The sequence below is a fragment of the Nesterenkonia halobia genome, from assembly GCF_039536005.1.
Lineage (GTDB): Bacteria > Actinomycetota > Actinomycetes > Actinomycetales > Micrococcaceae > Nesterenkonia > Nesterenkonia halobia.
The window spans coordinates 243,568-269,449 of sequence record NZ_BAAAYG010000007.1 but is presented as its reverse complement, the minus strand read 5'-3'; the positions used below and the strand labels follow the sequence as shown (position 1 = coordinate 269,449).

22 protein-coding genes are annotated in these 25,882 nt (G+C 73.4%); 1 reads left to right on the top strand and 21 read right to left on the bottom strand.

From position 1 onward, the window contains the following. Window positions 1–28: 28 nt before the first annotated feature. Both ABD652_RS10210 and leuS read right to left on the bottom strand, forming a co-directional pair. Window positions 29–1,084 carry a DegV family protein gene (locus tag ABD652_RS10210; RefSeq protein WP_344720911.1) on the bottom strand — a complete coding sequence of 352 codons (1,056 nt, stop codon included), beginning with the start codon at window positions 1,082–1,084 and terminating at the stop codon, window positions 29–31. Between the two features lie 17 nt (window positions 1,085–1,101). Next, the gene (leuS, locus tag ABD652_RS10205) at window positions 1,102–3,636 is read right to left on the bottom strand and encodes a leucine--tRNA ligase (RefSeq protein WP_344720909.1); all 2,535 of its coding nucleotides are present in this window, start codon (window positions 3,634–3,636) and stop codon (window positions 1,102–1,104) included. A 150-nt stretch (window positions 3,637–3,786) separates the two neighbouring features. Here leuS and ABD652_RS10200 point away from each other — a divergent pair, with 150 nt between their 5' ends. Further along, window positions 3,787–4,776, top strand: coding sequence for an alpha/beta fold hydrolase (locus ABD652_RS10200; protein ID WP_344720907.1), 990 nt, complete (start codon window positions 3,787–3,789; stop codon window positions 4,774–4,776). A 143-nt stretch (window positions 4,777–4,919) separates the two neighbouring features. On the opposite strand, the gene ABD652_RS10195 is transcribed toward ABD652_RS10200, so the two are convergent. The 19 genes from ABD652_RS10195 to ABD652_RS10105 form a co-directional block, all read right to left on the bottom strand. Continuing rightward, window positions 4,920–7,055: a primosomal protein N' family DNA-binding protein gene (locus ABD652_RS10195; protein ID WP_344720905.1), complete on the bottom strand. Its 2,136-nt coding sequence runs from the start codon at window positions 7,053–7,055 to the stop codon at window positions 4,920–4,922. 9 nt (window positions 7,056–7,064) lie between these two features. Next, on the bottom strand, window positions 7,065–8,294 hold the full coding sequence (gene metK / locus ABD652_RS10190; protein ID WP_344720903.1) for a methionine adenosyltransferase: 1,230 nt from the start codon (window positions 8,292–8,294) through the stop codon (window positions 7,065–7,067). Between the two features lie 49 nt (window positions 8,295–8,343). Beyond that, a complete protein-coding gene (locus ABD652_RS10185) occupies window positions 8,344–9,672 on the bottom strand; it encodes a bifunctional phosphopantothenoylcysteine decarboxylase/phosphopantothenate synthase (protein ID WP_344720901.1) in 1,329 nt (442 codons plus the stop codon). Window positions 9,673–9,698: 26 nt separating this feature from the next. Next, on the bottom strand, window positions 9,699–9,962 hold the full coding sequence (gene rpoZ, locus ABD652_RS10180) for a DNA-directed RNA polymerase subunit omega (RefSeq protein ID WP_153143775.1): 264 nt from the start codon (window positions 9,960–9,962) through the stop codon (window positions 9,699–9,701). A gap of 67 nt (window positions 9,963–10,029) precedes the next feature. Next, on the bottom strand, window positions 10,030–10,638 hold the full coding sequence (gene gmk, locus ABD652_RS10175) for a guanylate kinase (protein WP_153143776.1): 609 nt from the start codon (window positions 10,636–10,638) through the stop codon (window positions 10,030–10,032). A 189-nt stretch (window positions 10,639–10,827) separates the two neighbouring features. Next, window positions 10,828–11,145 carry an integration host factor, actinobacterial type gene (gene mihF / locus ABD652_RS10170; RefSeq protein WP_153143777.1) on the bottom strand — a complete coding sequence of 106 codons (318 nt, stop codon included), beginning with the start codon at window positions 11,143–11,145 and terminating at the stop codon, window positions 10,828–10,830. A 181-nt stretch (window positions 11,146–11,326) separates the two neighbouring features. Next, on the bottom strand, window positions 11,327–12,226 hold the full coding sequence (gene pyrF / locus ABD652_RS10165; RefSeq protein ID WP_344720895.1) for an orotidine-5'-phosphate decarboxylase: 900 nt from the start codon (window positions 12,224–12,226) through the stop codon (window positions 11,327–11,329). After that, window positions 12,223–15,522: a carbamoyl-phosphate synthase large subunit gene (gene carB, locus ABD652_RS10160; RefSeq protein ID WP_344720892.1), complete on the bottom strand. Its 3,300-nt coding sequence runs from the start codon at window positions 15,520–15,522 to the stop codon at window positions 12,223–12,225. Before carB ends, pyrF begins: the two co-directional genes overlap by 4 nt. Beyond that, complete coding sequence (carA, locus tag ABD652_RS10155) at window positions 15,515–16,696, bottom strand: glutamine-hydrolyzing carbamoyl-phosphate synthase small subunit (protein ID WP_344720889.1); 1,182 nt, start codon at window positions 16,694–16,696, stop codon at window positions 15,515–15,517. The genes carB and carA overlap by 8 nt, the downstream gene beginning before the upstream one ends. Then, window positions 16,693–17,250 (bottom strand): PH-like domain-containing protein, encoded by a 558-nt coding sequence (locus ABD652_RS10150; RefSeq protein ID WP_344720887.1) that lies wholly within the window; start codon window positions 17,248–17,250, stop codon window positions 16,693–16,695. Before ABD652_RS10150 ends, carA begins: the two co-directional genes overlap by 4 nt. Next, window positions 17,247–18,656, bottom strand: a complete 1,410-nt coding sequence (locus ABD652_RS10145; RefSeq protein ID WP_344720885.1) for a dihydroorotase — start codon at window positions 18,654–18,656, stop codon at window positions 17,247–17,249. Before ABD652_RS10145 ends, ABD652_RS10150 begins: the two co-directional genes overlap by 4 nt. Continuing rightward, window positions 18,653–19,696: an aspartate carbamoyltransferase catalytic subunit gene (locus ABD652_RS10140; RefSeq protein ID WP_344720883.1), complete on the bottom strand. Its 1,044-nt coding sequence runs from the start codon at window positions 19,694–19,696 to the stop codon at window positions 18,653–18,655. The genes ABD652_RS10145 and ABD652_RS10140 overlap by 4 nt, the downstream gene beginning before the upstream one ends. Beyond that, a complete protein-coding gene (gene pyrR / locus ABD652_RS10135) occupies window positions 19,693–20,265 on the bottom strand; it encodes a bifunctional pyr operon transcriptional regulator/uracil phosphoribosyltransferase PyrR (protein ID WP_344720881.1) in 573 nt (190 codons plus the stop codon). Before pyrR ends, ABD652_RS10140 begins: the two co-directional genes overlap by 4 nt. A 197-nt stretch (window positions 20,266–20,462) precedes the next feature. Beyond that, complete coding sequence (gene nusB, locus ABD652_RS10130) at window positions 20,463–20,870, bottom strand: transcription antitermination factor NusB (protein WP_344720879.1); 408 nt, start codon at window positions 20,868–20,870, stop codon at window positions 20,463–20,465. Window positions 20,871–20,955: 85 nt separating this feature from the next. Beyond that, window positions 20,956–21,519: an elongation factor P gene (efp, locus tag ABD652_RS10125; protein ID WP_153143785.1), complete on the bottom strand. Its 564-nt coding sequence runs from the start codon at window positions 21,517–21,519 to the stop codon at window positions 20,956–20,958. A gap of 148 nt (window positions 21,520–21,667) precedes the next feature. Further along, window positions 21,668–22,897 carry a 3-dehydroquinate synthase gene (aroB, locus tag ABD652_RS10120; protein ID WP_344720875.1) on the bottom strand — a complete coding sequence of 410 codons (1,230 nt, stop codon included), beginning with the start codon at window positions 22,895–22,897 and terminating at the stop codon, window positions 21,668–21,670. Between the two features lie 33 nt (window positions 22,898–22,930). Beyond that, a complete protein-coding gene (locus ABD652_RS10115; protein WP_344720873.1) occupies window positions 22,931–23,518 on the bottom strand; it encodes a shikimate kinase in 588 nt (195 codons plus the stop codon). Window positions 23,519–23,520: 2 nt separating this feature from the next. Continuing rightward, a complete protein-coding gene (gene aroC, locus ABD652_RS10110) occupies window positions 23,521–24,768 on the bottom strand; it encodes a chorismate synthase (protein ID WP_344720871.1) in 1,248 nt (415 codons plus the stop codon). An 86-nt stretch (window positions 24,769–24,854) separates the two neighbouring features. Next, the gene (locus tag ABD652_RS10105) at window positions 24,855–25,880 is read right to left on the bottom strand and encodes a shikimate dehydrogenase family protein (protein ID WP_344720869.1); all 1,026 of its coding nucleotides are present in this window, start codon (window positions 25,878–25,880) and stop codon (window positions 24,855–24,857) included. Window positions 25,881–25,882 lie beyond the last annotated feature (2 nt).

Genomic DNA, 25,882 nt, shown 5'->3' with positions numbered 1-25,882 from the left:
CCGCGGCTGTGGAGGCCACGGCGTGTCCTCAGCCCGCGGAGCCGCCCTGTGCAGGAGTCTCGCGGGCCGGGGCGGCAGGATCGGTTGATCCGGCCGAGCCGTCGAGCGGGCTCAGGCAGATCCCGAGGACGCCGAGGCCCAGATGCGCCGCCAGCGAGGGCGGGACGTCGACCACCGGCACCGGCGCCGCGGAGTGCTCGTCGAGGGTCTCGGCCAATGCGAGGGCCTGCTCGGCGTTGCCGAAGCCGTGGACGGCGATCCGCGCCGGAGCACGGACCGCGGCCTCCTCGACCGCCCGGGCGGTCAGCCGTTCCACGGCCTTCTCGAGGCTGCGCGGGCGCTCCTCGAGCTGGATCGCCCCCTCGCGCAGCGCCAGCAGCGGCCGCACCGAGAGCAACGTGCCCAGCAGCCCGCTCAGCGCGGTGATCCGACCGCCGCGGCGCAGCTGTTCCAGGTTGGGCACCACGAAGAGCGCTGTGCTCGCCTCTGCGGTCTTCCGGGCCGCTGCGGCGGTCTCCGCCGCCGTGCCGCCCAGCAGCGCGCACACTGCCGCCTCCAGGACCGCATGGCCCATGGTCATCCCCGTCTGCCGGGAGTCGACGACCTCGACGGCGACGTCGACCTGCTCGGCGGCCAGCCGGGCGGCCTCGACGGTGCCGGACAGCTCGGCGGAGAGGTGCACGGAGACGATGTGGTCGACGCCCCTCCGGGCCAGCTCCGCATAGGCCTCGGCCAGCCGCCCCGGCGACGGCCGCGAGGTGACCACCCGGCTGCCCTGGGCCAGCGCCAGCGGCAGCTCCCGGGCCAGCTCCTCGCCGGACTCCGAGTGGATCTGCTCGCCGATCATCACCGGGATCGGCACCACGGTGATCGCCTCGGCCAGCGACCCGAGCGCCGGCAGCGGCAACGCCGCCGAGGAGTCGGTGACCACTGCGACGCGCGGCCGGCGGCGGCGCAGTCCGGCGCGCAGCCCCGCCGCGCGTCGGGAGCCGCGCAGTCGCCGCTGCCAGGCCGCGCCCCAGGACTCGAGGCGCTGCTCAGTCCGTGGCTCGCTCCGCTGGCCGATCCGCTGCGCATCGTCCATCGCAGGCTCTGCGCCGATCAGCCGGTCACCACGTTGACGAGCTTCGGCTCGCGGACGATGACCTTGCGGACGCCGCCGCCCTCGTCGACGTACTTCTGGATCTTCGGCAGCGCCAGCGCCTTCGCCTCCAGGTCCTCGGCGGAGATGTCGGCCGGGACCTCGAGCTTGTCGCGCAGCTTGCCCTTGACCTGCACCACGGCGGTGACGGTGTCGTCGACCAGCAGCGTCTCCTCGACGACCGGCCAGCTCGAGTTCGCCACCGAGGGCTCGCGGCCCAGGGCCGCCCACATGTCCTCGGCGGTGTACGGAGACACCAGCGAGAGGATCTGGGCGGTGATCTCGGTCGCCTCGCGCACCGCCGGATCACCCGCGCCGGCGCCGGCGTCGATCTCCTTGCGGATCGCGTTGACCAGCTCCATCAGCCGGGCGACGACCACGTTGAACTTCTGCGCCTCGACCAGCTGCTCGACCTCGGCGACGGTGCGATGCGTCGTCGCCCGCAGTCCGGCGGCACCCTCGGCCGGGTCGGCGCCGACCGCGCTGGTCACGTCCTGGGCCAGCCGCCAGGCGCGGGCCAGGAACTTCGCCGAGCCCGACGGCGAGACGTCGGCCCAGTCGACGTCGTCCTCCGGCGGCGAGGCGAAGACCATGGTCAGCCGCACCGCGTCGACGCCGTAGGCGTCGAGCTGCTCGCCCAGGTCGACGCCGTTGCCCAGCGACTTGCTCATCGCCTTGCCGCCGTTGAGCACCTGTCCCTGGTTCATCAGCGCGCTGAACGGCTCGTCGAAGTCGATCAGCCCCAGGTCGTGGATGACCTTAGTGAAGAAGCGCGCATAGAGCAGGTGCAGGATCGCGTGCTCGACGCCGCCGACGTACTGGTCCACCGGCATCCAGCGCTTCGCGGCCTCGACGTCGAAGACCTGGCTGTCGTCGTTCGGGCTCAGGAAGCGCAGGAAGTACCAGGAGGAGTCGACGAAGGTGTCCATGGTGTCGGTGTCGCGCTCGGCCGCACCGCCGCAGGACGGGCAGGTGGTGTGCACCCAGGACTCGGCGGCGGCCAGCGGGCTGCGGCCCTTCGGGGAGAGCTGCTCGCCGCGCAGGTCGTCGGGCAGCCGCACCGGCAGCTGGTCCTCCGGCACCGGGACCTCGCCGCAGGCCGCGCAGTGGACGATCGGGATCGGCGCGCCCCAGAACCGCTGGCGGGAGAGCAGCCAGTCGCGCAGCCGGTAGTTCACCGTCGCCTCGCCGACGCTCTGCTCGGCCAGCACCTCGACCGCGCGCTCGATGGCCGCGGCCTTGTCCTCGCCCTCCCAGGCCGGCGAATTGATCGCAGTGCCCTCGCCGGCGGTGGCCACACCGGTCTCGGCCGGGTCGTCCTCGCCGGTGTCGACGACGACGCGCACGTCCAGGCCCATCGCCCGGGCGAACTCCAGGTCGCGCTGGTCGTGGGCGGGCACGCCCATCACCGCGCCGGTGCCGTAGTCGGCCAGCACGTAGTCCGAGGCCCAGACGGGCAGCTTCTCCCCGGTCAGCGGGTGGACCGCGTAGCGGCCGAGGAAGACGCCGGTCCGCTCGCGCTCGGCGGACTGCCGCTCGATGTCGGAGACCGAGCCCAGCTGCTCGCGGTAGGTCTGAAGCGCCGCGCGGTGCTCGTCGGTGACCAGCTGCTCGGCCAGCTCAGCGTCGGCGGCGACCACCATGAAGGTCACCCCGTAGAGCGTGTCGGGCCGGGTGGTGAAGACCTCCACCGGCTCGACGTCGGCGCCGTCGGCGGCCGGCTCGATGGTGTAGCGCACCGAGGCGCCGGTCGAGCGGCCGATCCAGTTGCGCTGCATCGCCAGCACCCGCTCGGGCCAGCGGCCGGAGAGCTGCTCCATGTCGTCGAGCAGCCGGTCGGCGTACTCGGTGATGGCGAAGTACCACTGGTTCAGCGACTTCTTGGTGACCTCGGTGCCGCAGCGCTCGCAGGCGCCGTCGACGACCTGCTCGTTGGCCAGCACGGTCTGGTCCTTCGGGCACCAGTTGACCGGCGAGTCCTTCCGGTACGCGAGTCCGCGCTGGTGGAACTGCAGGAACAGCCACTGGGTCCAGCGGTAGTAGGCCTCGTCGGAGGTGTGCAGCCGGCGGGTCCAGTCCGCCGAGATGGCGTAGCGCTTGAAGGAGGCCGCCTGCGTGTCGATGTTGCGGTAGGTCCACTCGGCCGGATGCGCATCGTTCTTGATCGCGGCGTTCTCCGCCGGCAGCCCGAAGGAGTCCCAGCCGATCGGGTGCAGCACGTTGTAGCCGCGCAGCCGGGCGTAGCGGGCCGGGACGTCGCCGATGGCGAAGGCCTCGGCATGGCCCATGTGCAGGTCGCCGGAGGGGTACGGGAACATGTCCAGCACGTACTTGCGCTCGCGCTCGTCGTCCTCGGCGGCGACGAAGGTGCCCTCCTGCTCCCAGTACGGCAGCCACCGAGCTTCGATCGCGGCGACGTCGTACTGGTCGTGCTGCTGCTCGTGCTGGCCGGACGGCGCGGCCGGCGTCGCCGCGGAATCGCTCGCGTTGCTCACGTGTGGGGCACCTCGTGGTCGAGTGGCGTGGTCAGGGGCAGGCGGCGCGGGAGGGCCGCGCGCCGACCCGACCCAGTCTAACGGGACGCGCACGACGGCGCGGTGCCGACTCTGAGGCCGTCACCGGGCCCGCCGCGCTAGCCTGGCACGGTGACAGACCTCCGCTCCGCGATGCCCGCCGCGACCCCTGCCGCATCCGCCGACGACGGCGGCGCCTCCTGGACCGGCGCCCCGCCGCGGACCGGCGAGCCGGCGACCGTGACCGTCGACGTCGGCGGACGCGACCACCCGGTCCGCGTCTGGCGGCACGCCGCCCCGACGACGGGCTCCTCCGACGGCTCCCCCGCCCGCCGTCTGCTGCTCATCCACGGCTTCCGCGGCGACCACCACGGCATGGCGCTGCTGGCCGATGCGCTCGCGGACCACGAGGTGCTCGTCCCGGATCTGCCCGGCTTCGGCGAGACCGCCCCGGTCCCCGGACGCGAGCACGACCTGGAGACCTACGCCGCCGTCGTCGAGGGGCTGGCCGCGGCCCTGGGGCTGGGCGCCGAGGACGTGCTGGCCGGGCACTCCTTCGGCTCGCTGGTCGTCGCCGCCCATGCGGCCCGCACCCGGCGGTCCTGGGCGTCGCTGGTGCTGATCTGCCCGATCAGCGACGACATCTTCACCGGCTCGCTGCTGCCCGGCGCACTGAGCGTGGAGGCCTTCTACGCCGCCGCCCGGGCGGTGCCCGAGCCGGCGGCGCTGAGACTGCTGCGCTGCCGGCCGGTCATCGAACTGACGAACCTGACGATGCTCACCAGCCGCGACGCCCAGATCGCCGCCTACGTCCGCGACCAGCACCGGCGGCATTTCAGCGGCTTCTCCGATCGGCGCACCGTCGACGAGGCCTACCGGGCCTCCAGCCGGCACACTGTCGGCGAGTTCGCCGCCGCACTGGACCTGCCGGTGCTGCTCATCGGCGCCGCCCGGGACCAGCTCAGCACCGCCGAGGGCCGACGGCGGCTGCGCGAGGCGCTGCCGCAGGCGCGGCTGGAGGTGCTGCGCGGCGTCGGGCACCTGGTCCACTACGAGACGCCCGCCCCGGCGGCCCGGGCCATCGGTCGCTTCCTCGCCGACCTCGACGCCGGGGTGTTCTGACCGGGCCGCGACGGTGACCTGATCGCGCCCCCCGCCTCCACGGCGATTCATCGCCGGGCTGTGAGATGTCGCAACGCTATAGCCCTACGACATCTCACAGCCCTACGGCAGAACGAGCCCTTCGCCGCGGGAAGGACGACCCCTCAGAACTGCAGCGCGTCGACGTCGTCGACGGCGATCCGCACCCCGCGGCCCTCGCGGTGGGCGCTGTGCGTCCGGCGCACCCGGCGGATCTCGCCGACGACCTCCTCGGCCTGGGCATAGCTGAAGAACAGCAGCCAGCGCTGCCGCTCCTCGTCCACCGGCGCCGGGCCGATCCAGGCCAGTCCCTCGGGCAGCTGCAGCTGGCCGATCAGCTGCTCGGTCTCCTGCGCCTCGCCGGTCAGCGAGAGCATCCGGCGCGCCGGCGGCAGCCCCAGCTCGCGGCGGCGGGCCAGCTCGCGCCGCGCCCAGCCGACCGGGTCCCAGCGCACCAGCGCGGCGGTGAGCTCCTCGGCGCCGGCGGTGACCACCACCGTTCCCTCGCCGCGGGCGGCCTCACGGCGCGGGCGGACCAGCGAGGCGGCGCGGAACCAGCGGGCCAGCACCCGGCGCGGCACGTCCAGACCCTCGCGGGTGAGCTGAGCGTCGCCGTCGAGCAGCAGCGCCGCGGCGTAGCCGTCCTCGGCCACCGGCTCCACGCCCGGAGTGGAGACCACCAGGGCGGCCTGCGAGGACACCGACTCCACCGGGTGGTCACCGGTCGAGGAGACCACCGGCACCCCGGCGAAGGCCCGGCCCAGCTCATGGGCGGTGCGGTCGGCGCCGCGCGAGCCGGCGCGGAAGGCTCCGTGGCCGCAGACGGTGCACCGGTGGTCCCGGTGGTGCAGCCCGCACCAGCGGCAGCGCAGCGTGCGGGACTGGCCGTGGTGGGCCGGGATGGTCAGCGGCCCGTGGCAGCTGGGGCACTCCTGCCGGCTGCGGCAGCGTTCGCAGAGCACCGCGGGGATGAAGCCGGCCCGGCCGACCTGGATCAGCACCGGTCCGTGCTCCAGGGCTTCGCGGGAGGTGCGGTAGGCGGCCGCCGGCATCCGGGCGCGCTGGGCCGAGGGGTCGTGCTCCTGCTGGTAGGAGTCGGCGTTGGCCATCACCAGCGGCGTCGCCTCGCGGCGCAGCTGCCGATCCGGGGCGGTCTCGGTCAGCCAGCCCAGATCCACCAACCGCTGGACCTCCAGGCTGCGGGCGGTGGAGAGGAACAGCAGCGAGGCCCCCGTCTGCACAGTGCGCAGCAGCGCGGTCTCGCGGACGTGGTGATACGGCGCGCGCGGCTCGGCGTGGGACGGGTCGTCGTCGTCGAGGACGACGATCAGCCGCGGAGCGGCCACCGGGGCGAAGATCGCCGAGCGGGTGCCCACTGCGATCCGGGCCTGGCCCATCCGAAGCCGCAGGAAGGCCCGGTAGCGCGGGGTCGGGCCGACGTCGGCGGTCAGCCGGGCGACGTCCTCGGCGCCGAAGACCTCCTCCAGCCGCGTGGCGGCGCGGTCGACGTCGCGCTGGTCGGGCAGCACGACGACGGCGTCTCCCCCGGTCCCCGCGTCCGACGCCGCGGCGCCGTCCGAGCCCTCGCCGGGCTCCAGCGCCTCGCGCACCGCACTGACGATCATCTCCACCCAGCTCTGCGGCCCGTAGGAGGTCAGCGCCAGCGCGGCCCGGCGCAGTCCCGGCGTCTCGGGACGCAGCGACTCCTCGGGCGGGACCAGGCCCTCGAACTCCTTCTCCACCCGGGCGACCCGCGGCGGCACCGCCGCGCGCAGCACGTCGGAGGCCACTCCGGCGCCGCGGGCGGCGACCTGCTCGGCCAGCTGCAGGATCTGCGGGGCGAGCACCGGCGTCGAGGAGACGACTTTATGGATCAGGGACAGCCGCGAGGAGGTGCCGGCGGCCTCGGCGCGCTCGACGACGTGGCCGAGCATCTCGCGGCCGGAGAAGCGGACTTTGACCCGGCAGCCGGGCACGACTCTCTCGTCGCGGTCAGCGGGGACGACGTAGTCGAAGGGCCGGTCCAGATGCGGCACCCCGGAGTCGAGCAGCACGCGGGCGATGGGCTGCTGCGTCGCCGCCCCGGCGGGCAGGCTCGGCGCCGGCGGCGGCGCGAGGCTGTCCAGCAGCGCCGGCTGGCGCGGTGCGGACTCCTGCCGCGCGTCACCGGCCGCCTCGCCGGCGTCGCCCGCCGTCTCCGACGCCGGGCCGGAGTCCGGCCCGTCAGCGTCCCTGCCGTCCCCGTCGTCCACGCCGTGCACCGGCGCCCCTCAGGCGCCGACGAAGGACGTCAGCTCGTCCACCCGGTCCAGGCGCTCCCAGGGGAAGGTGTCGCCGTCGTGGCCGAAGTGGCCGTTGCGCGCCGACTGCCGGTAGATCGGCCGCTTGAGGTCCAGATCCTCGATGATGCCCAGCGGCCGCAGGTCGAAGACCTCGTCGACCGCCCGGGCGATCAGCTCCGGATCGACGTGCTCAGTGCCGAAGGTCTCCACGTAGACCCCGACCGGACGGGCCCGGCCGATGGCGTAGGCGACCTGGATCTCGGCGCGGTCGGCGAGCCCGGCGGCGACGACGTTCTTCGCCGCCCAGCGCATCGCGTAGGCGGCCGAACGGTCCACCTTCGAGGGATCCTTGCCGGAGAAGGCGCCGCCGCCGTGACGGGCGAAGCCGCCGTAGGTGTCGACGATGATCTTCCGGCCGGTCAGCCCGGCGTCGCCGACGGGACCGCCGACGACGAAGGGCCCGGAGGGATTGATGATCGTGTCGGTGCCGGAGACGTCCAGTCCGGAGGACTCCACCACCGGGGCGATGACCTGCTCGTTCAGCGCGGCCTGCAGCTCGGCCTGGGTGGTCTCCTCGGCGTGCTGCGAGGAGACGACCACAGTGTCCAGCGTCACCGGGCGGGCGCCGTCGAAGCCGACGGTGACCTGGGTCTTGCCGTCGGGGCGCAGGAACTCCAGCTGCCCGTTCTGCCGCACCTCGGTCAGCCGCGCGGAGAGCCGGTGGGCCAGCGCGATGGAGGTCGGCATGTAGGTGTCGGTCTCGTTGGTCGCGTAGCCGAACATGATGCCCTGGTCGCCGGCGCCCTGGGCGTCGCGCGGGTCGCGGGCGCCCGAGCGGGCCTCCAGCGAGTTGAACACCCCGGCGGAGATGTCCGGGGACTGCTGGCCGATGCTGACCGAGACGCCGCAGCGGGCGCCGTCGAAGCCGTTGGCCGAGGAGTCGTAGCCGATGTCCAGCAGCGTCTGGCGCACGATCTGCGGGATCTCCACGTAGCCGGAGGTGGTGACCTCGCCGGCCACGTGGACCAGACCGGTGGTGGTCAGCGTCTCGACGGCGACGCGCGAGTCGGGATCGACGGTGAGCATGGCGTCGAGGACCGCGTCGGAGATCTGGTCGCAGATCTTGTCCGGATGGCCGATGGTCACCGACTCGGAGGTGAACAGGCGGAGGGCGCGGTCCTGCGCCGACTGGGTTGCTGCGCGGTTGCTCGAAGTCACTGCCACATCCTACTCCCCGACCCGCCGGGCGGGACGGTCGGCGTCACACTCAGAAACGGCCGCCGGCGGCGACCAGCAGCCGCGCCGCGCGGTCGACGACGGCGTCGGCGGCCTCTCGTTTGGTGCCGACCACATGGGCCGGCTCGACGTCGCCGAGCACGCCCTGGACGCCGAAGGAGGCCAGCACGTGGATCTCGGTGCTGTCCCGGCCGAACACCAGCCCCTCGCCGACGCGATTGAGCACCAGCAGCTCGCAGCCCTTGCGCAGCAGCTTGGTCTGCGCCAGCTCCAGCGGATCGGTCGCGCCGTCGCCGGTCTCGGCGGCGAAGCCGACGATCACCGTCGGGCCGCCACGGGCGGGGCGGGCGCGCACCGTCTCGGCGAGGATGTCGGGGTTGCGGGTCAGCGTGATCGTCGGGGCGTCGACGTCGTCGGTCTTCTTGATCTTCGCCGCGGCGTAGTCGGCCGGACGGAAGTCGGCGACGGCGGCGGCCATCAGCAGCACGTCGGCGCTCGGCGCCTGCGCGGCGACGGCCTGCTGCAGCTCGCGGGCCGACTCGACATGCTCGAGGCTCAGCCGGGGTCCTGCCGCCGGCAGCTCGGTCTCGACGATGCCGGCGATCAGATGCACCTCGGCGCCGGCGGCCAGCGCGGCCTCGGCCAGCGCGACGCCCTGCCGACCCGAGGAGCGGTTGCCCAGGTAGCGCACCGGGTCCAGCGCCTCGCGGGTGCCGCCGGCGGTGACCACCACGCGGCGGCCGGCCAGCGGCCCGGCGGCCGAGGACGCCTCCTCGGCCCGGATGGGATCCGAGGCCGCGGCCGGCTCGTCCGCCGGGCGGGGGCAGGCGCCCTCACCGTCGAGCAGCGGGCGCAGATGCGCGTGGATCTCCTCCGGCTCGGGCAGCCGTCCGGGTCCGGTGTCGGCGCCGGTCAGCCGCCCGGAGGCCGGCTCGACGACGTCGACGCCGCGGTCGCGCAGCACGGCGACGTTGTCGACAGTGGCCGGGTGCCGCCACATCTCGGTGTGCATCGCCGGCACCAGCACAGTCGGCGCCTCGGTCGCCAGCAGCGTCGAGGTCAGCAGATCGTCGGCGGTGCCGGCCCGGGCGCGGGCGAGCAGATCCGCCGTCGCCGGGGCGACGACGACCAGATCGGCCTGCTGGCCCAGCCGGACATGGCGGACCTCGTCGACCGACTCGAAGACGTCGGTGGTCACCGCGCGGCCGCTGATGGCCTCCCAGGTGGGGCGGCCCACGAACTCCAGCGCGGCGCGCGTCGGCACGACGTCGACCTGGTGGCCCTCCTCGCGGAGCAGACGCAGCAGATGGACGGCCTTATAGGCGGCGATGCCTCCGCTGACTCCCAGGACGATGCGCATGCTGGCGTGCCGTGCCTCGCCGCGGATCAGGAGGCCGGGTTGCTGGCCGGGTGGTTGACCAGCAGGTCCTCGTTGATCTCGCGCAGCGCGATGGACAGCGGCTTCTCGTTCAGCTTGGTGTCCACCAGCGGGCCCACGTACTCGAACAGGCCCTCGTGCAGCTGGGCGTAGTAGGCGTTGATCTGCCGGGCGCGCTTCGCGGCGAAGAGCACCAGGGCGTACTTGGAGTCGGTCTTCTGCACCAGGGAGTCGATCGACGGGTTGATGATGCCTTCGAGCTGCTCAGTCACTGCGGGGGTGTCCTTCGGGTCTCGGGTGCTGTGTCGGATGACGTGTCGGACGGCGCTTCGGACGATGTCACGGGCGGTCCGTCGACGGCTCCGCGCCCGGCTCGGCGGGGTGCGAGTCCAGGTCGAAGCCCATGAGGGAGAGAAGTTCGGCGGCGGCGCGCTCGAGCTCGTCGTTCACCACGGTGACGTCGAACTCCGATTCCGCCGCGAGCTCCATCCTAGCGGTTTCCAGCCGTCGACGCTGTTCCTCCTCGGACTCGGTGCCCCGTCCGGTGAGGCGACTCACCATCTCCTCCCAGGAGGGCGGGGTGAGGAAGACGAACTGCGCGTCGGGCATCGTGCGCCTGACCTGGCGCGCGCCCTGCAGATCGATCTCCAGCAGCACGCTGCGGCCGGCGTCGAGCCCCTCCTGCACCGTCGAGCGCAGCGTGCCGTACCGATGCGCGCCGTGGACGGTGGCCCATTCGAGCAGCTCGTCGGCCTCGATGAGCCGGTCGAACTCCTCCGGACTGAGGAAGTGGTAGTCGACGCCGTCGACCTCTCCGGGCCGGGGCGCCCGGGTGGTGGCCGAGACCGAGAAGGTCACCTCCGGGTGATTCTCGCGGATGTGCCGGCTCATCGTGGACTTGCCCACGGAGGTGGGACCGGCCAGCACGGTGACCTGGGGTCGGCTCACAGGATGCTCCTTCTCGAGCGCGTCGACGGGCGGGATCGCAGACCATCGTACCGCCTGCCCGGCGCGTCGCGCCCGCCGGACCTCCCCGGCATCCGGCACACACCCCTCCCCGCGCTCCGGTCGGACCCGCTCCCCCGGCGGTCCGCACGCCGTCGGAGGCTCGAGGCCTCCGGCGGGGCGGCCGGTCGGTCAGAGCTGGGCCAGGTGGCGCGCCAGCGCGGTGCGCTGCTTCACGCCGAGCCCGCCGATGCGGCGGTTCTCCGAGATGCCCAGGTCTTCCAGGGTCTTCGCCGCGGTCACCTTGCCGATGCCCGGCAGCGCCTCCAGCAGCTCGACCGTCTTCAGTCGGGCCACCGCCTCGGAGCGCTCGGCCTTGTTCAGCACGTCGTCGAAGCTGACGCGTCCCTCCCCGAAGGCCTCCTTCAGCTCGGCGCGCTCGATGCGCGCCGCCAGGGCCTTCTGACGGGCGACGTCGCGTTCTTCCTTGCTCAGTTCTCGCAGGGCCACGTGATTCTCCTCATGACGAGGCGCCCGGGGTGCTCCTGCTGCTCGCAGCCTCCCTCACGCCATCCAACTCATGTCGACGAATCTAGCCCTGTTCCGTCGCCCGGGGCAATAGATCAGCGACGAGGGAATCTCCTCCCTCAGATCCGTCTTTCCCCAGGTCCGGGCACCGGGCCCAGGCCCGTCAGCCGTCGAGGTCCTCACGCGCGGCCTCCATCGCCGCGACCAGATCGCGCTCCGCGGGCCCGGCGCGCAGGATCCCGCGCGAGGCGTTCACCAGCACCTGACGCTCCCAGGCCTCGCCGAAGCCGGCGCGCATCGCCGCGACGTCGGCGCCCTGGGCTCCGTAGCCGGGCGCCAGCAGCGGCGGCCGTCCGGCGGTCAGGTCGATCCCGTGCTCGGCGGCCAGCGGAGCGGTGGTCGCGCCGACGACCAGGCCGAGATCGCCCAGCGGCGCCGGGGAGGGCTGGTCTCCGGCGGGCCGGCCGCCGGCGGCGTTGAGCTCCGCCACCCGGGCGGCGACCTCGCCGGCCACCGTCGCTCCGGCGGCCGACCGGGCGAGCTGCACGTCCTGCCCCTCGGGATTCGAGGTCAGCCCGAGGACGAACAGCCCGGCGCCGTGGGTCCGGGCGGCCTGCACCGCCGGGGCCAGCGCGCCGACGCCGAGGTACGGGCTGACGGTCAGCGCATCGGCGGCCAGCGGCGCGGCCGGGTCCAGCCAGGCCTCCGCGTAGCCGGCCATCGTCGAGCCGATGTCGCCGCGCTTGGCGTCGGCGATCACCAGCAGGCCGGCCTGCCGGGCGCTGCGCTGGACCTCGGCCAGCGCCTGCATCCCGGCCGGGCCGTGCCGCTCGAAGAACGCCACCTGCGGCTTGACCACCCCGACGACGTCGGCCGCGGCCGCGACCACCCGCTCGCCGAAGGCGCGCAGTCCCTCGGCGTCGTCGGCCAGCCCCCAGGAGGCCAGCAGCTCGGCATGCGGGTCGATGCCCACGCAGAGCCGGCCGGAGGCGGTCATCGCCGCGGCGAGCCGGTCGCCGAAGCTGAGCCGGTCGCCGACGCCGGGCCGGTCGCCGTCGCTCATCCCAGGCTCGCCAGACGCGCGTGGTGGTCCTGCAGCGAGGTCACCGACCAGCTGAACCGGCCCAGCGCCTCGATGGCCTGCACCGCGGCGCCGAACTCCGCGACAGTGGTGATCACGGGGGTGCCCACCGAGGTGGCCGCCGCGCGGATCTCGTAGCCGTCGCTGCGGGCGTCGCCGCCGGAGGGCGTGTTGACGATCAGCGAGATCTCGCCGCCCTCGACCAGGTCGAGCACGGTGCGGCCGCCGTCGACGTCGGCGATCTTGTCGACCACCTCGGTCTCGACGCCGTTGCGCCGCAGCACGTCGGCGGTGCCGCCGGTGGAGACGATCTCGAAGCCCAGGTCGACGAGGCGCTTGACCGGCATGATCACCCCCCGCTTGTCGCGGTTGGCCACCGAGACGAACACCCGGCCGCCGGTGGGCAGCGGGTTGTTGCCGGCCAGCTGGGACTTCGCGAAAGCGGTGTCGAAGTGCTTGTCGATGCCCATGACCTCGCCGGTGGACCGCATCTCCGGGCCGAGCAGCGAGTCGACCACGCGCCCCTCCGGGGTGCGGAAGCGGCTGAAGGGCAGCACGGCCTCCTTGACCGCCACCGCCGCGCCCGGAGGCAGCTGGGAGCCGTCGCCGGTCGCCGGCAGCGCCCCGGCGCTCGGGTGGCCGGAGCCGGCGCGCAGCTCGGCGATCGAGACGCCGGTGCCGATCAGCGCGGCGGCCTTGGACAGCGCGACGCCGGTGGCCTTGGAGACGAAGGGCACCGTCCGCGAGGCCCGCGGGTTGGCCTCGATGACGTGCAGCACGTCGGAGGCGACGGCGAACTGGATGTTGATCAGCCCGCGCACGCCCACGCCGCGGGCGATGACGTCGGTGGCCTGCCGGACCCGCTCGACGACGTCGGGGCCCAGGGTGATCGGCGGCAGCGCGCAGGCCGAGTCGCCGGAGTGGATGCCGGCCTCCTCGATGTGCTCCATCACGCCGCCGAGGTAGAGCTCCTCGCCGTCGAACAGCGCGTCGACGTCGACCTCGATCGCATCCTCCAGGAAGCGGTCGACCAGCACCGGGTGCTCGGCGGAGACCTCGGTGGCGTTGCTGATGTAGCGCTCCAGGCCGGCCTCGTCGTAGACGATCTCCATGCCGCGGCCGCCCAGCACGTACGACGGCCGGACCAGCACCGGGTAGCCGATCTCCTCGGCTTCGCGCTTCGCGTCGGAGAAGCTGACCGCCGTGCCGTTCTTCGGCGCGATCAGCCCGCCGCGGCGCAGCACCTGGTCGAATTCGCCGCGCTCCTCGGCCAGGTCGATGGCCTCCGGCGAGGTGCCCAGGATGGTCACGCCGGCGTCGGCGAGCTGCTGGGCGAGCTTCAGCGGCGTCTGGCCGCCGAGCTGGACGTAGACGCCGAGGACTCCCCCGGTGCGCTCCTCGGCGGCGATGACCTCCAGGACGTCCTCCAGGGTCAGCGGCTCGAAGTAGAGCCGGTCGGAGGTGTCGTAGTCGGTGGAGACCGTCTCCGGGTTGCAGTTGATCATGACCGTCTCGTGCCCGGCCTCGCGCAGCGCCATCGTCGCGTGGACGCAGGAGTAGTCGAACTCGATCCCCTGCCCGATGCGGTTCGGCCCCGAGCCCAGGATGATCACCGAGGGCTTGTCGTGGGAGGCGATCTCGTCCTCACGGTCATAGGCCGAGTAGTGATAGGGCGTGAAGGCTTCGAACTCGGCGGCACAGGTGTCCACCGTCTTGTAGACCGGGCGGATCCCCAGCGCATGGCGCACCCCGCGGACCACGGCCGGCGCCATGTGCCGCAGCGCCCCGATCTGCTCGTCGGAGAAGCCGTGGCGCTTGGCCGTCCGCAGCAGCGCGGGAGTGAGCTCGCCCGCCGCGCGCAGCGCCGCGGCGGTCTCGTTGATCAGCTGCAGCTGGTCCAGATACCAGGGGTCGATGCCGGTGATCTCCTGCACGCGCTCCAGGGCCGCGCCGGCGTGCATCGCCTGCTGGACCTGGTGGAGGCGCTCGGTGGTCGGCGTCGCCATGCCGGCCAGCAGCTCCTCGATCTGCTCGCCGGTCAGCTGCGGGAAGGCGAACTCGCTGTCGCGCTGCTCCAGCGACCGCAGGGCCTTCTGCATCGCCTCGGTGAAGCTGCGACCGATGGCCATCGCCTCGCCGACGGACTTCATCGTCGTCGTCAGCGTCGGGTCGGCGGCGGGGAACTTCTCGAAGGCGAAGCGCGGGACCTTGACCACCACGTAGTCCAGCGTCGGCTCGAAGCTCGCCGGAGTCTTCTGCGTGATGTCGTTGGGGATCTCGTCGAGGGTGTAGCCCACCGCCAGCTTGGTCGCGATCTTCGCGATCGCGAAGCCGGTGGCCTTCGAGGCCAGCGCCGAGGAGCGCGAGACCCGCGGGTTCATCTCGATGACCACCACACGGCCGGTGGCCGGGTCGACGGCGAACTGGATGTTGCAGCCGCCGGTGTCCACGCCGACCTCGCGGATGACGTTGATCGCGACGTCGCGCATCTTCTGGTATTCGCGGTCGGTGAGCGTCATCGCCGGCGCGACGGTGATCGAGTCGCCGGTGTGCACGCCGACCGGGTCGAGGTTCTCGATGGAGCAGACGACCACGACGTTGTCGTTGGCGTCGCGCATCATCTCCAGCTCGTACTCCTTCCACCCCAGGATGGACTCCTCCAGGAGCACCTCCGAGGTGGGGCTGTAGTGCAGACCGGCGCCGGCGATGCGCCGCAGGTCCTCCTCGTCGTGGGCCAGCCCCGAGCCGAGCCCGCCCATGGTGAACGAGGGGCGCACGACCATCGGATAGCCGAGGTCCTCGGCGGCGGCCAGCGCCTCGTCCATGGAATTGACGATCCGCGAGCGGGCCGACTCCGCGCCGGAGCGCTCGACGACGCCCTTGAACTTCTCGCGGTCCTCGCCCAGCTCGATGGCGTCGATGTTCGCGCCGATCAGCTCCACCCCGTGCTCGGCGAGCACGCCCTGCTTGTCCAGGGCGATGGCGGTGTTCAGCGCAGTCTGCCCACCCAGCGTGGGCAGCACTGCGTCGGGCTTCTCCTGGGCGATGATCTTGGCGACCACCTCCGGACTGATGGGCTCGACGTAGGTCGCGTCGGCGAACTCCGGGTCGGTCATGATCGTCGCCGGGTTGGAGTTGACCAGGACGACGCGGATGCCCTCCTCCTTGAGCACCCGCAGCGCCTGGGTGCCGGAGTAGTCGAACTCGGCGGCCTGGCCGATGACGATCGGCCCCGAGCCGATGACCAGGACCGACTGCAGATCGGTGCGCTTAGGCATGGGTGGTGTCTCCTCCTGTGGTCGTGGCGTCGGCGCCGGTCATCAGCTCGACGAAGCGGTCGAAGAGGTAGGCGGAGTCGTGCGGACCCGCGGCGGCCTCGGGGTGGTACTGGACGGAGAAGGCCGGCACGTCCAGGCAGCGCAGGCCCTCGACGACGTCGTCGTTGAGGCTGGAGTGGCTGACCTCGACCCGGCCGAAGCGCTCCTCGGGGGCGGTGACGACCTGCCCGATGGGCGCGTCGACGGCGAATCCGTGGTTCTGCGCGGTGATCTCGACAGTGCCGGTGGCGTGGTCCATCACCGGCTGGTTGATCCCGCGATGGCCGAAGGGCAGCTTATAGGTGCCGAAGCCCAGCGCCCGGCCGAGGATCTGGTTGCCGAAGCAGATGCCGAAGAACGGGATCCGCGCGGCGAGCACCTCGCGCAGCAGCCCGATCTGCGCGGCCGCCGTCGCCGGGTCGCCGGGCCCGTTGGAGAGGAAGACGCCGTCGGGGCGCAGCGCCTGCAGCTCGGCGAAGCTCGTCGTCGCCGGCAGCACGGTGACGCGCAGCCCCCGCTCGGCCAGCCGCACCGGAGTCATCGTCTTGATGCCCAGGTCGATCGCCGCGACGGCGGCGAGCGGCTCGCCGGCGAAGCCGTGGTCGGCGGGCTCGACGACGTAGGGCTCGGAGACGCTGACCTCCTCGGCCAGCCGGGTCCCGGCCATCGGCTCCTGGCCGCGCACGGCCTCGACCAGCTCGGCGGTCGGCCGCTCGGCCTCGGCGCCGGAGAAGATCCCGGCGCGCATCGCTCCGGCCTCGCGCAGGTGCCGGGTGATCGCGCGGGTGTCCACGCCCTGGATGCCGACGACGTCCTGGGCGATCAGCTCCTCCTCCAGCGTGCGGCGGCTGCGCCAGTTCGACGGCCGCCGGGCGGCGTCGCGGACGACGTAGCCGGCGACCCAGATGCGGCGGGACTCGGGGTCCTCGTCGTTGACCCCGGTGTTGCCGATGTGCGGGGCCGTCTGGACCACGATCTGCCGCGCGTAGGACGGGTCGGTCAGCGTCTCCTGGTATCCGGTCATGCCGGTGGAGAAGACCGCCTCGCCCAGCCGCGTGCCGCGGGCGCCGTAGGCGGTCCCCTCCTCGACGGTGCCGTCCTCGAGGACGAGGAGGGCCGGCTCGAAGGTGTTCATGGGTACTGTCGCTCCTCAGGATCGGTCGACGCCGGCTCGTCGAGCGTGGCGTCGGTGGTCGGGGTCAGGCGGTGCAGCGCCTCGAGCAGCGTGCGATGGGAGTCGGCGTGACGGGCGCGGAAGGCGGTCTCGACCCGCTGGTCGCCGAGCCGCCAGCCGACGATCAGCGCTCCGTCCCGTTCGACGAATCTACCGACGACGCCGCGATCGGTGCGCGCGTGGGTGAGGTCCTCCCGCGGAATGAGATGGTTCGGCGCGCCCGCCCGGAAGACGGCGACGCCGGACTCGTGGACCTCCAGCCGTCCGTCGGTGCGGATGCCGAGTCCGTGGACGGCGACCCGGTCCAGCGGGTCGGCGGCGTCGACGGTGCCGATGACCATGCCCTCTCCGGCGGCCAGCGGCTCCGCGCGGACGAGCTCCTCGGGCAGCGCCGCGGGCGCGGGCAGGTGCCGCTGCCGTCGTCGTCGGGCCCGCCAGCCCAGTCCGAGCAGCAGCACGAGCAGGGCGACGACGACGGCCGCTCCGGCGAACCAGAGCAGGTAGGTCGGCGTCATGGCGCGACCGTCCGGTCCGCGGTCCGTCCGGTCCGCGAGGTCGCCAGCGCGCCGTCGAGGACCACCGGGTGGCCCTCCAGGAAGGTGGCCCGCACCCGGCCCGGCAGCTCCCGGCCGGCGTACGGCGAGTTCCGGCCCTTCGTCGCGTGCTCCTGAGGCCGCACGGTGCGCCGCTCCGCCGGGTCGACGAGCACCAGGTCGGCGGTCTCGCCGACGGCGATCGGCCGGCCCAGATGCGCGTGGCGGTGGATCTGCGCCGGACGGGCCGACGTGGCCTCGGCCAGGCGTCGCCAGTCCATGGCCCCGGTCTCGATCATCGTGGCGATCAGCACCGGCAGGGCGGTCTCCAGCCCCGTCATGCCCATCGCCGCGTCCACCCACTCGCATTCCTTGGCCTGGTCGGGGTGCGGGGCATGGTCGGTGCCGACGACGTCGATCGTCCCGTCGGCCAGCGCGGCGCGCAGCGCCTCGACGTCCTCGGCGGTGCGCAGCGGCGGGTTGACCTTGTAGACCGGGTCGAAGCTGCGCACCTGCTCGTCGGTCAGCAGCAGGTGGTGCGGGGTCACCTCGGCGGTGACGTCGACGCCGCGGGACTTCGCCCAGCGGATGATCTCCACCGAGCCGCGGGTGGAGACGTGGCAGACGTGCAGCCGGGAGCCGACGTGCTCGGCCAGCAGCACGTCGCGGGCGATGATCGACTCCTCGGCGACCGCCGGCCAGCCCGGCATGCCCAGCTCCGCCGAGACGGCGCCCTCGTGCATCTGCGCTCCGGCGGTCAGCCGCGGCTCCTGGGCGTGCTGGGCGACGAAGCCGTCGACGGCCTTGACGTACTCCAGCGCCCGACGCATCAGCACCGGGTCGTGGACGCACATCCCGTCGTCGGAGAACATCCGCACCGCCGCCGAGGACTCGGCCATCGCGCCGAGCTCGGCCAGCCGCTCGCCGGCCAGTCCGACGCTGACCGCCCCGACCGGCTGCACGCGGGTCCAGCCGGCCTCGCGGCCGAGCCGGTGGACCTGCTCGACGACGCCGGCGGAGTCGGCGGCCGGGGTCGAGTTGGCCATCGCGTGCACGGCGGTGAAGCCGCCCAGGGCGGCCGCCCGGCTGCCGGTCTCGACGGTCTCGGCGTCCTCCCGGCCGGGTTCGCGCAGGTGGGTGTGCAGGTCGACCAGGCCGGGCAGGGCGATCTGGCCGGCCGCCTCGACGGCCAGCACCGGCGTCCCGTCCTCGGCCAGCTCCGCGGCCGTCGCGGCCGCCTGCGCGCCGAGGGCCGCGATGCGGCCGGCGCGCAGCAGCAGGTCGGTCGGCTCGTCGCCGTACGGCCGGGCGCCGCGGATCAGCACCGGCGCGGTCGCCTCCTCGGCGCTCGGCGCGGCGGAGTGCGGCGGCTGGGAGATGGTGCTCATGAGCGGCTCCTGTCCGTGGAGGGTTCGGCGGCGGGCGAGGCGGCCTCCGCGGCCCGGTCGGGGCCGCGGTCGCCGCTGAGCAGCAGGTGCAGCACCGCCATCCGGACCGAGACGCCGTGCGAGACCTGGTCGAGCACCCGGTTCAGCGGCGAGTCGGCCGCGGCGGAGGAGATCTCCACGCCGCGGTTCATCGGCCCGGGGTGCAGGATCATCGCCCCGGAGCCGTCGCGGGCCGGGCCCGGCAGGCGTTCGACGACGGCGAGCCGCTCGTCGGTGAGCCCCCAGCGGCGCGTGTACTCGCCGGCGCTGGGGAAGAAGGCCCCGCCCATCCGCTCGGCCTGCACGCGCAGCATCATCACCGCATCCGGCTCGGCGGCCAGCGCGACGTCGACGTCATAGTGCACGGCGGCAGGCCAGTGCTCGACGCCGACCGGCAGCAGCGTCGGCGGTGCGGCCAGGTGGACCTCGGCGCCGAGAGTGTGCAGCAGCCAGACGTTGGAGCGGGCCACCCGGGAGTGCAGGATGTCGCCGACGATCAGCACCCGCATGCCGGCCAGATCGGTGCCGCGCGGGTCCACTCCGGCGGCCGCGGCGCGTCCGCGGCGCAGGGTCAGCGCGTCCAGCAGCGCCTGGGTGGGGTGCTCGTGGGTGCCGTCGCCGGCGTTGACCACGGCACAGTCGGTCCAGTCGGCGGCGGCGAGCTGATGGGCCGCTCCGGCGGCGGCGTGGCGCATCACCACGGCGTCGGCGCCCAGGGCCTCCAGCGTCTGGACGGTGTCCTTCAGCGATTCGCCCTTGGAGACCGAGGACCCCTTGGCCGAGAAGTTCATCACATCGGCGGAGAGGCGCTTGGCCGCGGCCTCGAAGGAGACGCGGGTGCGCGTGGAGTCCTCGTGGAAGAGCGTGACCACGGTGCGGCCGCGCAGCGTGGGGAGCTTCTTGACCTCGCGGGTGGACACCGCCGACATCTCCTCGGCGGTGTCCAGGATGGCCGAGGCGTCGGCGTGCGCCAGCGAGGCGGTGGAGAGCAGATGCTTCATGCCCGCCCCCTCTCGATGAGCACGCCTTCGTCCTCGGCGGCGACCTCGTCGACGGCCGACAGCACCACCGAGACCCGCTCGTCGCGGGAGGTGGGCAGATTCTTGCCGACGTGGTCGGCGCGGATGGGCAGCTCGCGGTGGCCGCGGTCGACCATGACGGCCAGTCGCACCGTGGCGGGACGGCCCAGCGCGGAGAGCGCGTCGAGCGCCGCGCGGACGGTGCGGCCCGAGTAGAGCACGTCGTCGACGAGCACCACGGTGGTGCCGTCGACGCCGGTGCTCGGCACCCGAGTGGGCTCCGGGGTGCGGGCCGCGGCGGTGCGCAGATCGTCGCGGTGCAGCGTGATGTCCAGCGACCCGACGGCGTCCTCGGGCGAGAACCGGGGGTCGATGCGCGCCAGCCGCTCGCCGAGGCGGCGGGCCAGCGGCACCCCGCGGCGCGGGATGCCGAGCAGCACCAGACCCTCGACCCCGCGATGGGACTCGACGATCTCGTGCGCGATGCGGGTCAGTGCCCGGTCCAGATCGGACGCGGACATGACCTGGGAGGTCTCCGGGGTCTGTGCCACCAGGGGCTCCTTCCTCGCCTCACGGGACGATCCTTAAAGGAGACGGCTCCCCCGGCAGGTCGCCGGGGAGCTCGATGTGCAGTTGTCGGCGCCGTCGCCGTCGGAGAGCCGGCGCCGGGTCCCATCCTAGCGCGTCGCCGCCGACCGCGCGCGCCGCGCGTCATGGTCGGCGGAGACGCCCGGACGGGATCGGCGGCTCACTCCAGCGTGGGCTTGAGCTGCTGGAGCCGGCCGAGCAGACCGTTGACGAAGGTCGGGGACTCGTCGGTGGACATCTCCCGCACCAGGGCGACGGCCTCGGAGACGGCGACGCCGTCGGGGATCTCGTCGTTGCTGAGCAGCTCCCAGGCGCCGAGGCGCAGGGCCATCACGTCCACCCGCGGCATGCGGTCCAGCGTCCAGCCGCGGGCATAGGTGGAGATGAGCTCGTCGAGGCGATCCTGCTCCTCCGCGACGCCCTGCACAAGAGTCACGGTGTAATCGTTGACGACCATGTCGTCCCTCTCGCGGCGCCGCCGCAGCACCTCGAGCGGATCGCCGCCGCGCTGCTCGGCCTCGAAGAGGATCTCCAGCGCCCGCCGGCGCGCTTTGCTTCGTTTGGCCACTGTTCCTCGTCCGTCCTGGGGTCCGTCGTCTCGTCGCTCGTGTCGTCAGTCGTGCCCGCCGTCGTCGTCCGCGGCGGCCGGCGCCTCAGTCGGTGACGCGGCCGAGGTACTCCGAGTTCCGCGTGTCGATCTTGATGCGGGTGCCCTGCTCGACGAACAGCGGGACCTGCACCTCGTGGCCGGTCTCCACAGTGGCCGACTTGGTCGCCCCGGAGGAGCGGTCGCCCTGCAGGCCGGGCTCGGTGTAGGTGATCTCCATGACCACCGACGGCGGCATCTCGATGTAGAGCGGAGTGCCCTCGTGCAGCGCGACGGTGACCTCCTGGTTCTCCATCAGGAAGTTCGCCGCGTCGCCGACGACTCCGGCCGGCACGCCGATCTGGTCGAAGTCCCGCAGGTCCATGAAGACGTACTCGTCGCCGTCGACGTAGAGGAACTGGTAGTTCGAGCGGTCCACCACGGCGAAGTCGACCTTCGCCCCGGCGTTGAACGTGCGGTCCACGACCTTGCCGGAGGTGACGTTCTTCAGCTTGGTGCGGATGAACGCGCCGCCCTTGCCGGGCTTGACGTGCTGGAACTCCAGCGTGGTCCAGAGCTGGCCGTCCAGCTCGAGGACGGCTCCGTTCTTGATGTCGTTGGAGGAGGCCACAGACTGCCCTTCTTCGCGTGCTCGTATCGCGTGGTCATGGTCGCGACGCCGACGGCGTGTCGTCGACGTCGGCGTGCTCGGTCGGCGCACCGCGCGCGTGCTGCGAGGACGCGACGGGGGCGGCCCCGGCGGACGCCGACAGTCGATTCTACAGGCTCACCGGACCGGCCGTCTCCGGCTCGGCGATCTCCTGGTAGGTGGCGTAGAGGATCGACGCGTCGGGGATCTCGACAGTGGCCGGCTGTCCCTGGGCGGAGAGCAGCACGAAGCGCAGCTGGTCGCCGCGGTTCTTCTTGTCCCGGCGGATGCCCTCGAGCAGCTGGTTCCAGCGGTCGTCGCGGTAGGTCGTCGGCAGGCCCAGCAGCTGCAGCACCGACCGGTGCCGATCGGCGGCGGCGTCGTCCAGACGGCCCAGGCTGCGCGCCAGCTCGGCGGCGTAGACGAGCCCGACCGAGACCGCCGCGCCGTGCCGCCACTGATAGCGCTCGGCGAGCTCGATCGCGTGGGCCAGCGTGTGGCCGTAGTTCAGCGACTCCCGCAGGCCGGCCTCCTTCGGATCCCGGCCGACGACGGCGGCCTTGACCGCGATGGCCCGCTCGATGAGCTCGCGCAGCTGCGCCGAATGCGGATTCTGCGCCTGCTCCGGATGCTCCTCGATGATCTCCAGGATCCGCTCGTCGGAGATGAACCCGCACTTGACCACTTCGGCGAGCCCGGCCACCAGCTCATTGCGCGGCAGGGTCAGCAGCGTGTCCAGATCCGCCAGCACGCCGGCCGGCTGGTGGAAGGAGCCCACCAGGTTCTTGCCCTCGGCGGTGTTGATGCCGGTCTTGCCGCCGACGGCGGCGTCCACCATGCCCAGCAGCGTGGTCGGCATGTGCACCACCCGCACGCCGCGCAGCCAGGTGGCGGCGACGAAGCCGGCGACGTCGGTCACCGCTCCCCCGCCCACGGAGACCACCGCGTCGGAGCGGGTGAAGTCGTTCTGCCCCAGCACCTGCCAGCAGAAGGCCGCGACCTGGATGTGCTTGCCCTCCTCGGCGTCGGGGATCTCGGCGACGACGGCCTTGTAGCCGGCGTTCTCCAGATCCTCGCGGACGACGTCGCCGGTCGCCCGCAGCGCGCGCGGATGGATCACCAGCACCCGCTCGGGCTGCGTGCCGATCATCTCCGGCAGCCGCGCGAGCAGCCCGTTGCCGACCACGACGTCGTAGCCCAGCGCCTGGCCGCCCGATCCGCCGCCGTCGCCGACGGTGATCGTCGTCGGCTCCGGCGCCTCGCCGGCGGGCGCGGCGGCCTCGGAGGTCTGCTCGGCGCCCGTCTCCTCGCCCTGCGGGCGCTGATCGGGCTCGGGTGCGGGATCGGCCTGGTCGTTCATCGAGTCTGGTCTTCTCCTGACGGGGTGGGACGCTCAGTCGTCGGACCGGGCACGTCGGCCGCGGTCCAGCTGCGCAACGATGGTATCGACTCTCTGCTCGATCGTCCCATCGGCCGGGTCGAGCACGATGTCGGCGCTCTGCCGGTAGAGCGGCTCGCGGGCGGCGTAGGTCTCGGCCCACCGGGCCGCCGGATCCCCGCCGAGCATCGGACGGGAGGAGCCGTCGCCCAGCCGCGGCAGCGCCTGCTCCACCGTCAGGTCCAGCATCACCACCAGATGCGGACGCAGCCGCTCGCGCGTGGCGGCCGAGAGCACCGAGCCGCCGCCCAGGCTGATCACCGACGGGCGCGGCGCGTCGAGGAGCTCGGCGACGAGCCGCTCCTCCTCGGCGCGGAAGGCCTGTTCGCCGTGGCCGCGGAAGAAGTCGGCGATCGGCCCGTGGCGCGCGACGAAGAAATGGTCGCTGTCGACGTGCGGCCGCGCCAGCCGACGGGCCAGCGCCGCGCCGACGGTGGACTTGCCCGAGCCCATCGGACCGATCAGCACGATGCTGCGCGGCTCACCCTGATGCGGCTCCGGGACGGGGATCTCGCTCGTGGACACCCTGACACCCCCGTCCATGCTCACTCGTCCTGCATCGCCGCCGGAGCCTGCAGCGGGTCCCCGTCGGCGCCGGCGACGCCGGGCTCCTCGCCCAGCCGCGGCAGGTTCTGCTTATAGCCCTCCAGGTTGCGGCGCACCTCGGCGACCGAGTCTCCGCCGAACTTCTCCAGCACCGCCTGGGCGATCACCAGCGCGACCATGGCCTCGGCGACGACGCCGGCGGCCGGCACCGCGCAGACGTCCGAGCGCTGGTGGTGGGCGGTGGCGGCCTCTCCGGTGGCGGTGTCGACTGTGCGCAGCGACTTCGGCACAGTGGCGATGGGCTTCATGCCGGCCCGCACGCGCAGCGGGGTGCCGATGCTCATGCCGCCCTCGACGCCGCCGGCACGGTTGCTGCTGCGCCGGACCTCCTCGCCGTCGGGCTCCATCTCATCGTGGGCGGCCGAGCCGCGACGCCGCGTGGTGCGGAAGCCGTCGCCGAGCTCGACGCCCTTGATCGCCTGGATGCCCATGAGCGCACCGGCCAGCCGGGAGTCCAGCCGGCGGTCCCAGTGCACGTAGGAGCCCAGCCCCGGCGGCAGGCCGTCGACGACGACCTCCACGGAGCCGCCGAGCGTCTCGCCGGCCTTGTGCGCGTCGTCCACCTCGGCCACCATCCGCTCGGAGGTCGCCGGATCGGTGCAGCGCAGCGGGTCGGCGTCGAGCCGCTCGACGTCGGCGGCCGAGGGCGTCTCGACGTCCTCGGGCACCTCCACCGGGCCGACGGCGGTGGTGTGCGAGACCGTGGTGATGTCCAGCTGGGCGAGGAACTGCTGGGCCAGCGTGCCCAGCGCGACGCGCGTGGCCGTCTCGCGGGCGGAGGCGCGCTCGAGCACCGGCCGGGCCTCGGAGAAGCCGTACTTCTGCATGCCGGTGTAGTCGGCGTGGCCCGGTCGCGGACGGGTCAGCGGAGCATTCCGGGCCAGCCCCTCGAGCTCGGCGGGGTCGATCGGATCCGGGGCCATGACCTTCTCCCACTTGGGCCACTCGGTGTTGCCGACCTCGATGGTCACCGGCGCGCCGAGGGTCAGTCCGTGGCGGACGCCGGCCAGCAGGCTGACCTGGTCCTGCTCGAACTTCATCCGAGCGCCGCGACCGTAGCCCAGCCGCCGGCGGGCCAGCGCGGCCTGCACGTCCTCAGTCGAGACGGGGACTCCGGCCGGGAGGCCCTCGAGGATCCCGACGAGGGAGCGGCCGTGCGATTCTCCGGAGGTCAGCCAACGCAACATGGCTCCATCATGCCATGTCGAGGCCCCGCGCCGAGGGGGCGGGCGGGCCGGTCCCGCATCGTGGACGCGGTCCGCGCCGCCGCGCGTCAGCCGGGCAGGCCGACGGCCGCGCGCATCGCCGCGACCATCGCCGCCCGACTCTCCGGCGGCTCCTCGGCCGCCGGACGCGGCGTCGCGGCGGTGAACAGGTCGACCTGGGCGACGGCCTGGTGCAGCAGCATCGACAGCCCGCTGACCACGACGCCGCCGCGAGACTCCCAGGCCGTGGCCAGCCGCGAGGGCCAGGGATCGTAGGCGACGTCGAGCAGCGGCACCTCGGCGGTGCGCGGCGCGCCGACCTCGCCGCCTTCGCCGGCCGCGCCGCGCCCCGCCGAGGGGGCGGCGAGCTGCTCGGCGAGTCCGTCGGCGGCGGACGGCGGCAGCGTGGAGACCACGGCGGCCGGAGTCGGATGCGCGCCCCGGCCGGAGAGGTCGTCCACCAGGTCCTCCAGCGGCAGGGTGAGCAGCCGCAGCCCCAGCGTCTCGGCCACCGGGCGCAGCGCCTCGGCGCGCTCCGGCGCCCGGGCGTGGCAGCGGACGTCGACGAAGCCCAGCTCCGCGGCGGCGGCCAGCGTCGCCGCCGCCGTCGCCCCGGCGCCGACGAGGGCGAAGGGAGCTTCGGACGCTCCGCCGGCGGCCGGTCGGAGCCCCTCCGGGCGGGCCTCGCGCAGCGCGGCGACGATGCCGTCGACGTCGGTGTTCTCCCCGCGGCGCCGACCGTCCCGGTGGACGACGGTGTTCAGCACCCCGAGTCGGCGCACCCGGTCCGAGACGGCGTCCATATGCTCGACCATGGCGGCCTTCAGCGGCATGGTCACCGACCAGCCCAGCCAGGGCGGCCCCGACGGATCGGCGTCGGCGGCGGCCAGGAAGGCCTGCAGGCCGTCGACGTCGACCTCCCGGCGGGTGTACTCCGCCGCCAGCCCCAGATGGGCGTAGGCCGCGCCGTGCAGCGCCGGCGAGAGGGAGTGGCCGATGGGGCTGCCCAGCACCGCCGCGCGGGCGATCGGCGTCGCCTCCGCGGCGCCGTCCGGGGCGACGGCGTCTCCGGCTCGGTCCGGTCCGTCGATCATGG

Excerpts from the sequence above, each read along its gene's own strand:
- aroC (WP_344720871.1), bottom strand. The coding sequence starts at position 24,768 with ATGTTGCGTTGGCTGACCTCCGGAGAATCGCACGGCCGCTCCCTCGTC.
- carB (WP_344720892.1), bottom strand. The coding sequence starts at position 15,522 with ATGCCTAAGCGCACCGATCTGCAGTCGGTCCTGGTCATCGGCTCGGGG.
- ABD652_RS10185 (WP_344720901.1), bottom strand. The coding sequence starts at position 9,672 with ATGCGCATCGTCCTGGGAGTCAGCGGAGGCATCGCCGCCTATAAGGCC.
- ABD652_RS10140 (WP_344720883.1), bottom strand. The coding sequence starts at position 19,696 with ATGAAGCATCTGCTCTCCACCGCCTCGCTGGCGCACGCCGACGCCTCG.
- pyrF (WP_344720895.1), bottom strand. The coding sequence starts at position 12,226 with ATGAGCGACGGCGACCGGCCCGGCGTCGGCGACCGGCTCAGCTTCGGC.
- ABD652_RS10105 (WP_344720869.1), bottom strand. The coding sequence starts at position 25,880 with ATGATCGACGGACCGGACCGAGCCGGAGACGCCGTCGCCCCGGACGGC.
- ABD652_RS10115 (WP_344720873.1), bottom strand. The coding sequence starts at position 23,518 with ATGGACGGGGGTGTCAGGGTGTCCACGAGCGAGATCCCCGTCCCGGAG.
- carA (WP_344720889.1), bottom strand. The coding sequence starts at position 16,696 with ATGAACACCTTCGAGCCGGCCCTCCTCGTCCTCGAGGACGGCACCGTC.
- aroB (WP_344720875.1), bottom strand. The coding sequence starts at position 22,897 with ATGAACGACCAGGCCGATCCCGCACCCGAGCCCGATCAGCGCCCGCAG.
- ABD652_RS10145 (WP_344720885.1), bottom strand. The coding sequence starts at position 18,656 with ATGAGCACCATCTCCCAGCCGCCGCACTCCGCCGCGCCGAGCGCCGAG.
- ABD652_RS10210 (WP_344720911.1), bottom strand. The coding sequence starts at position 1,084 with ATGGACGATGCGCAGCGGATCGGCCAGCGGAGCGAGCCACGGACTGAG.
- ABD652_RS10150 (WP_344720887.1), bottom strand. The coding sequence starts at position 17,250 with ATGACGCCGACCTACCTGCTCTGGTTCGCCGGAGCGGCCGTCGTCGTC.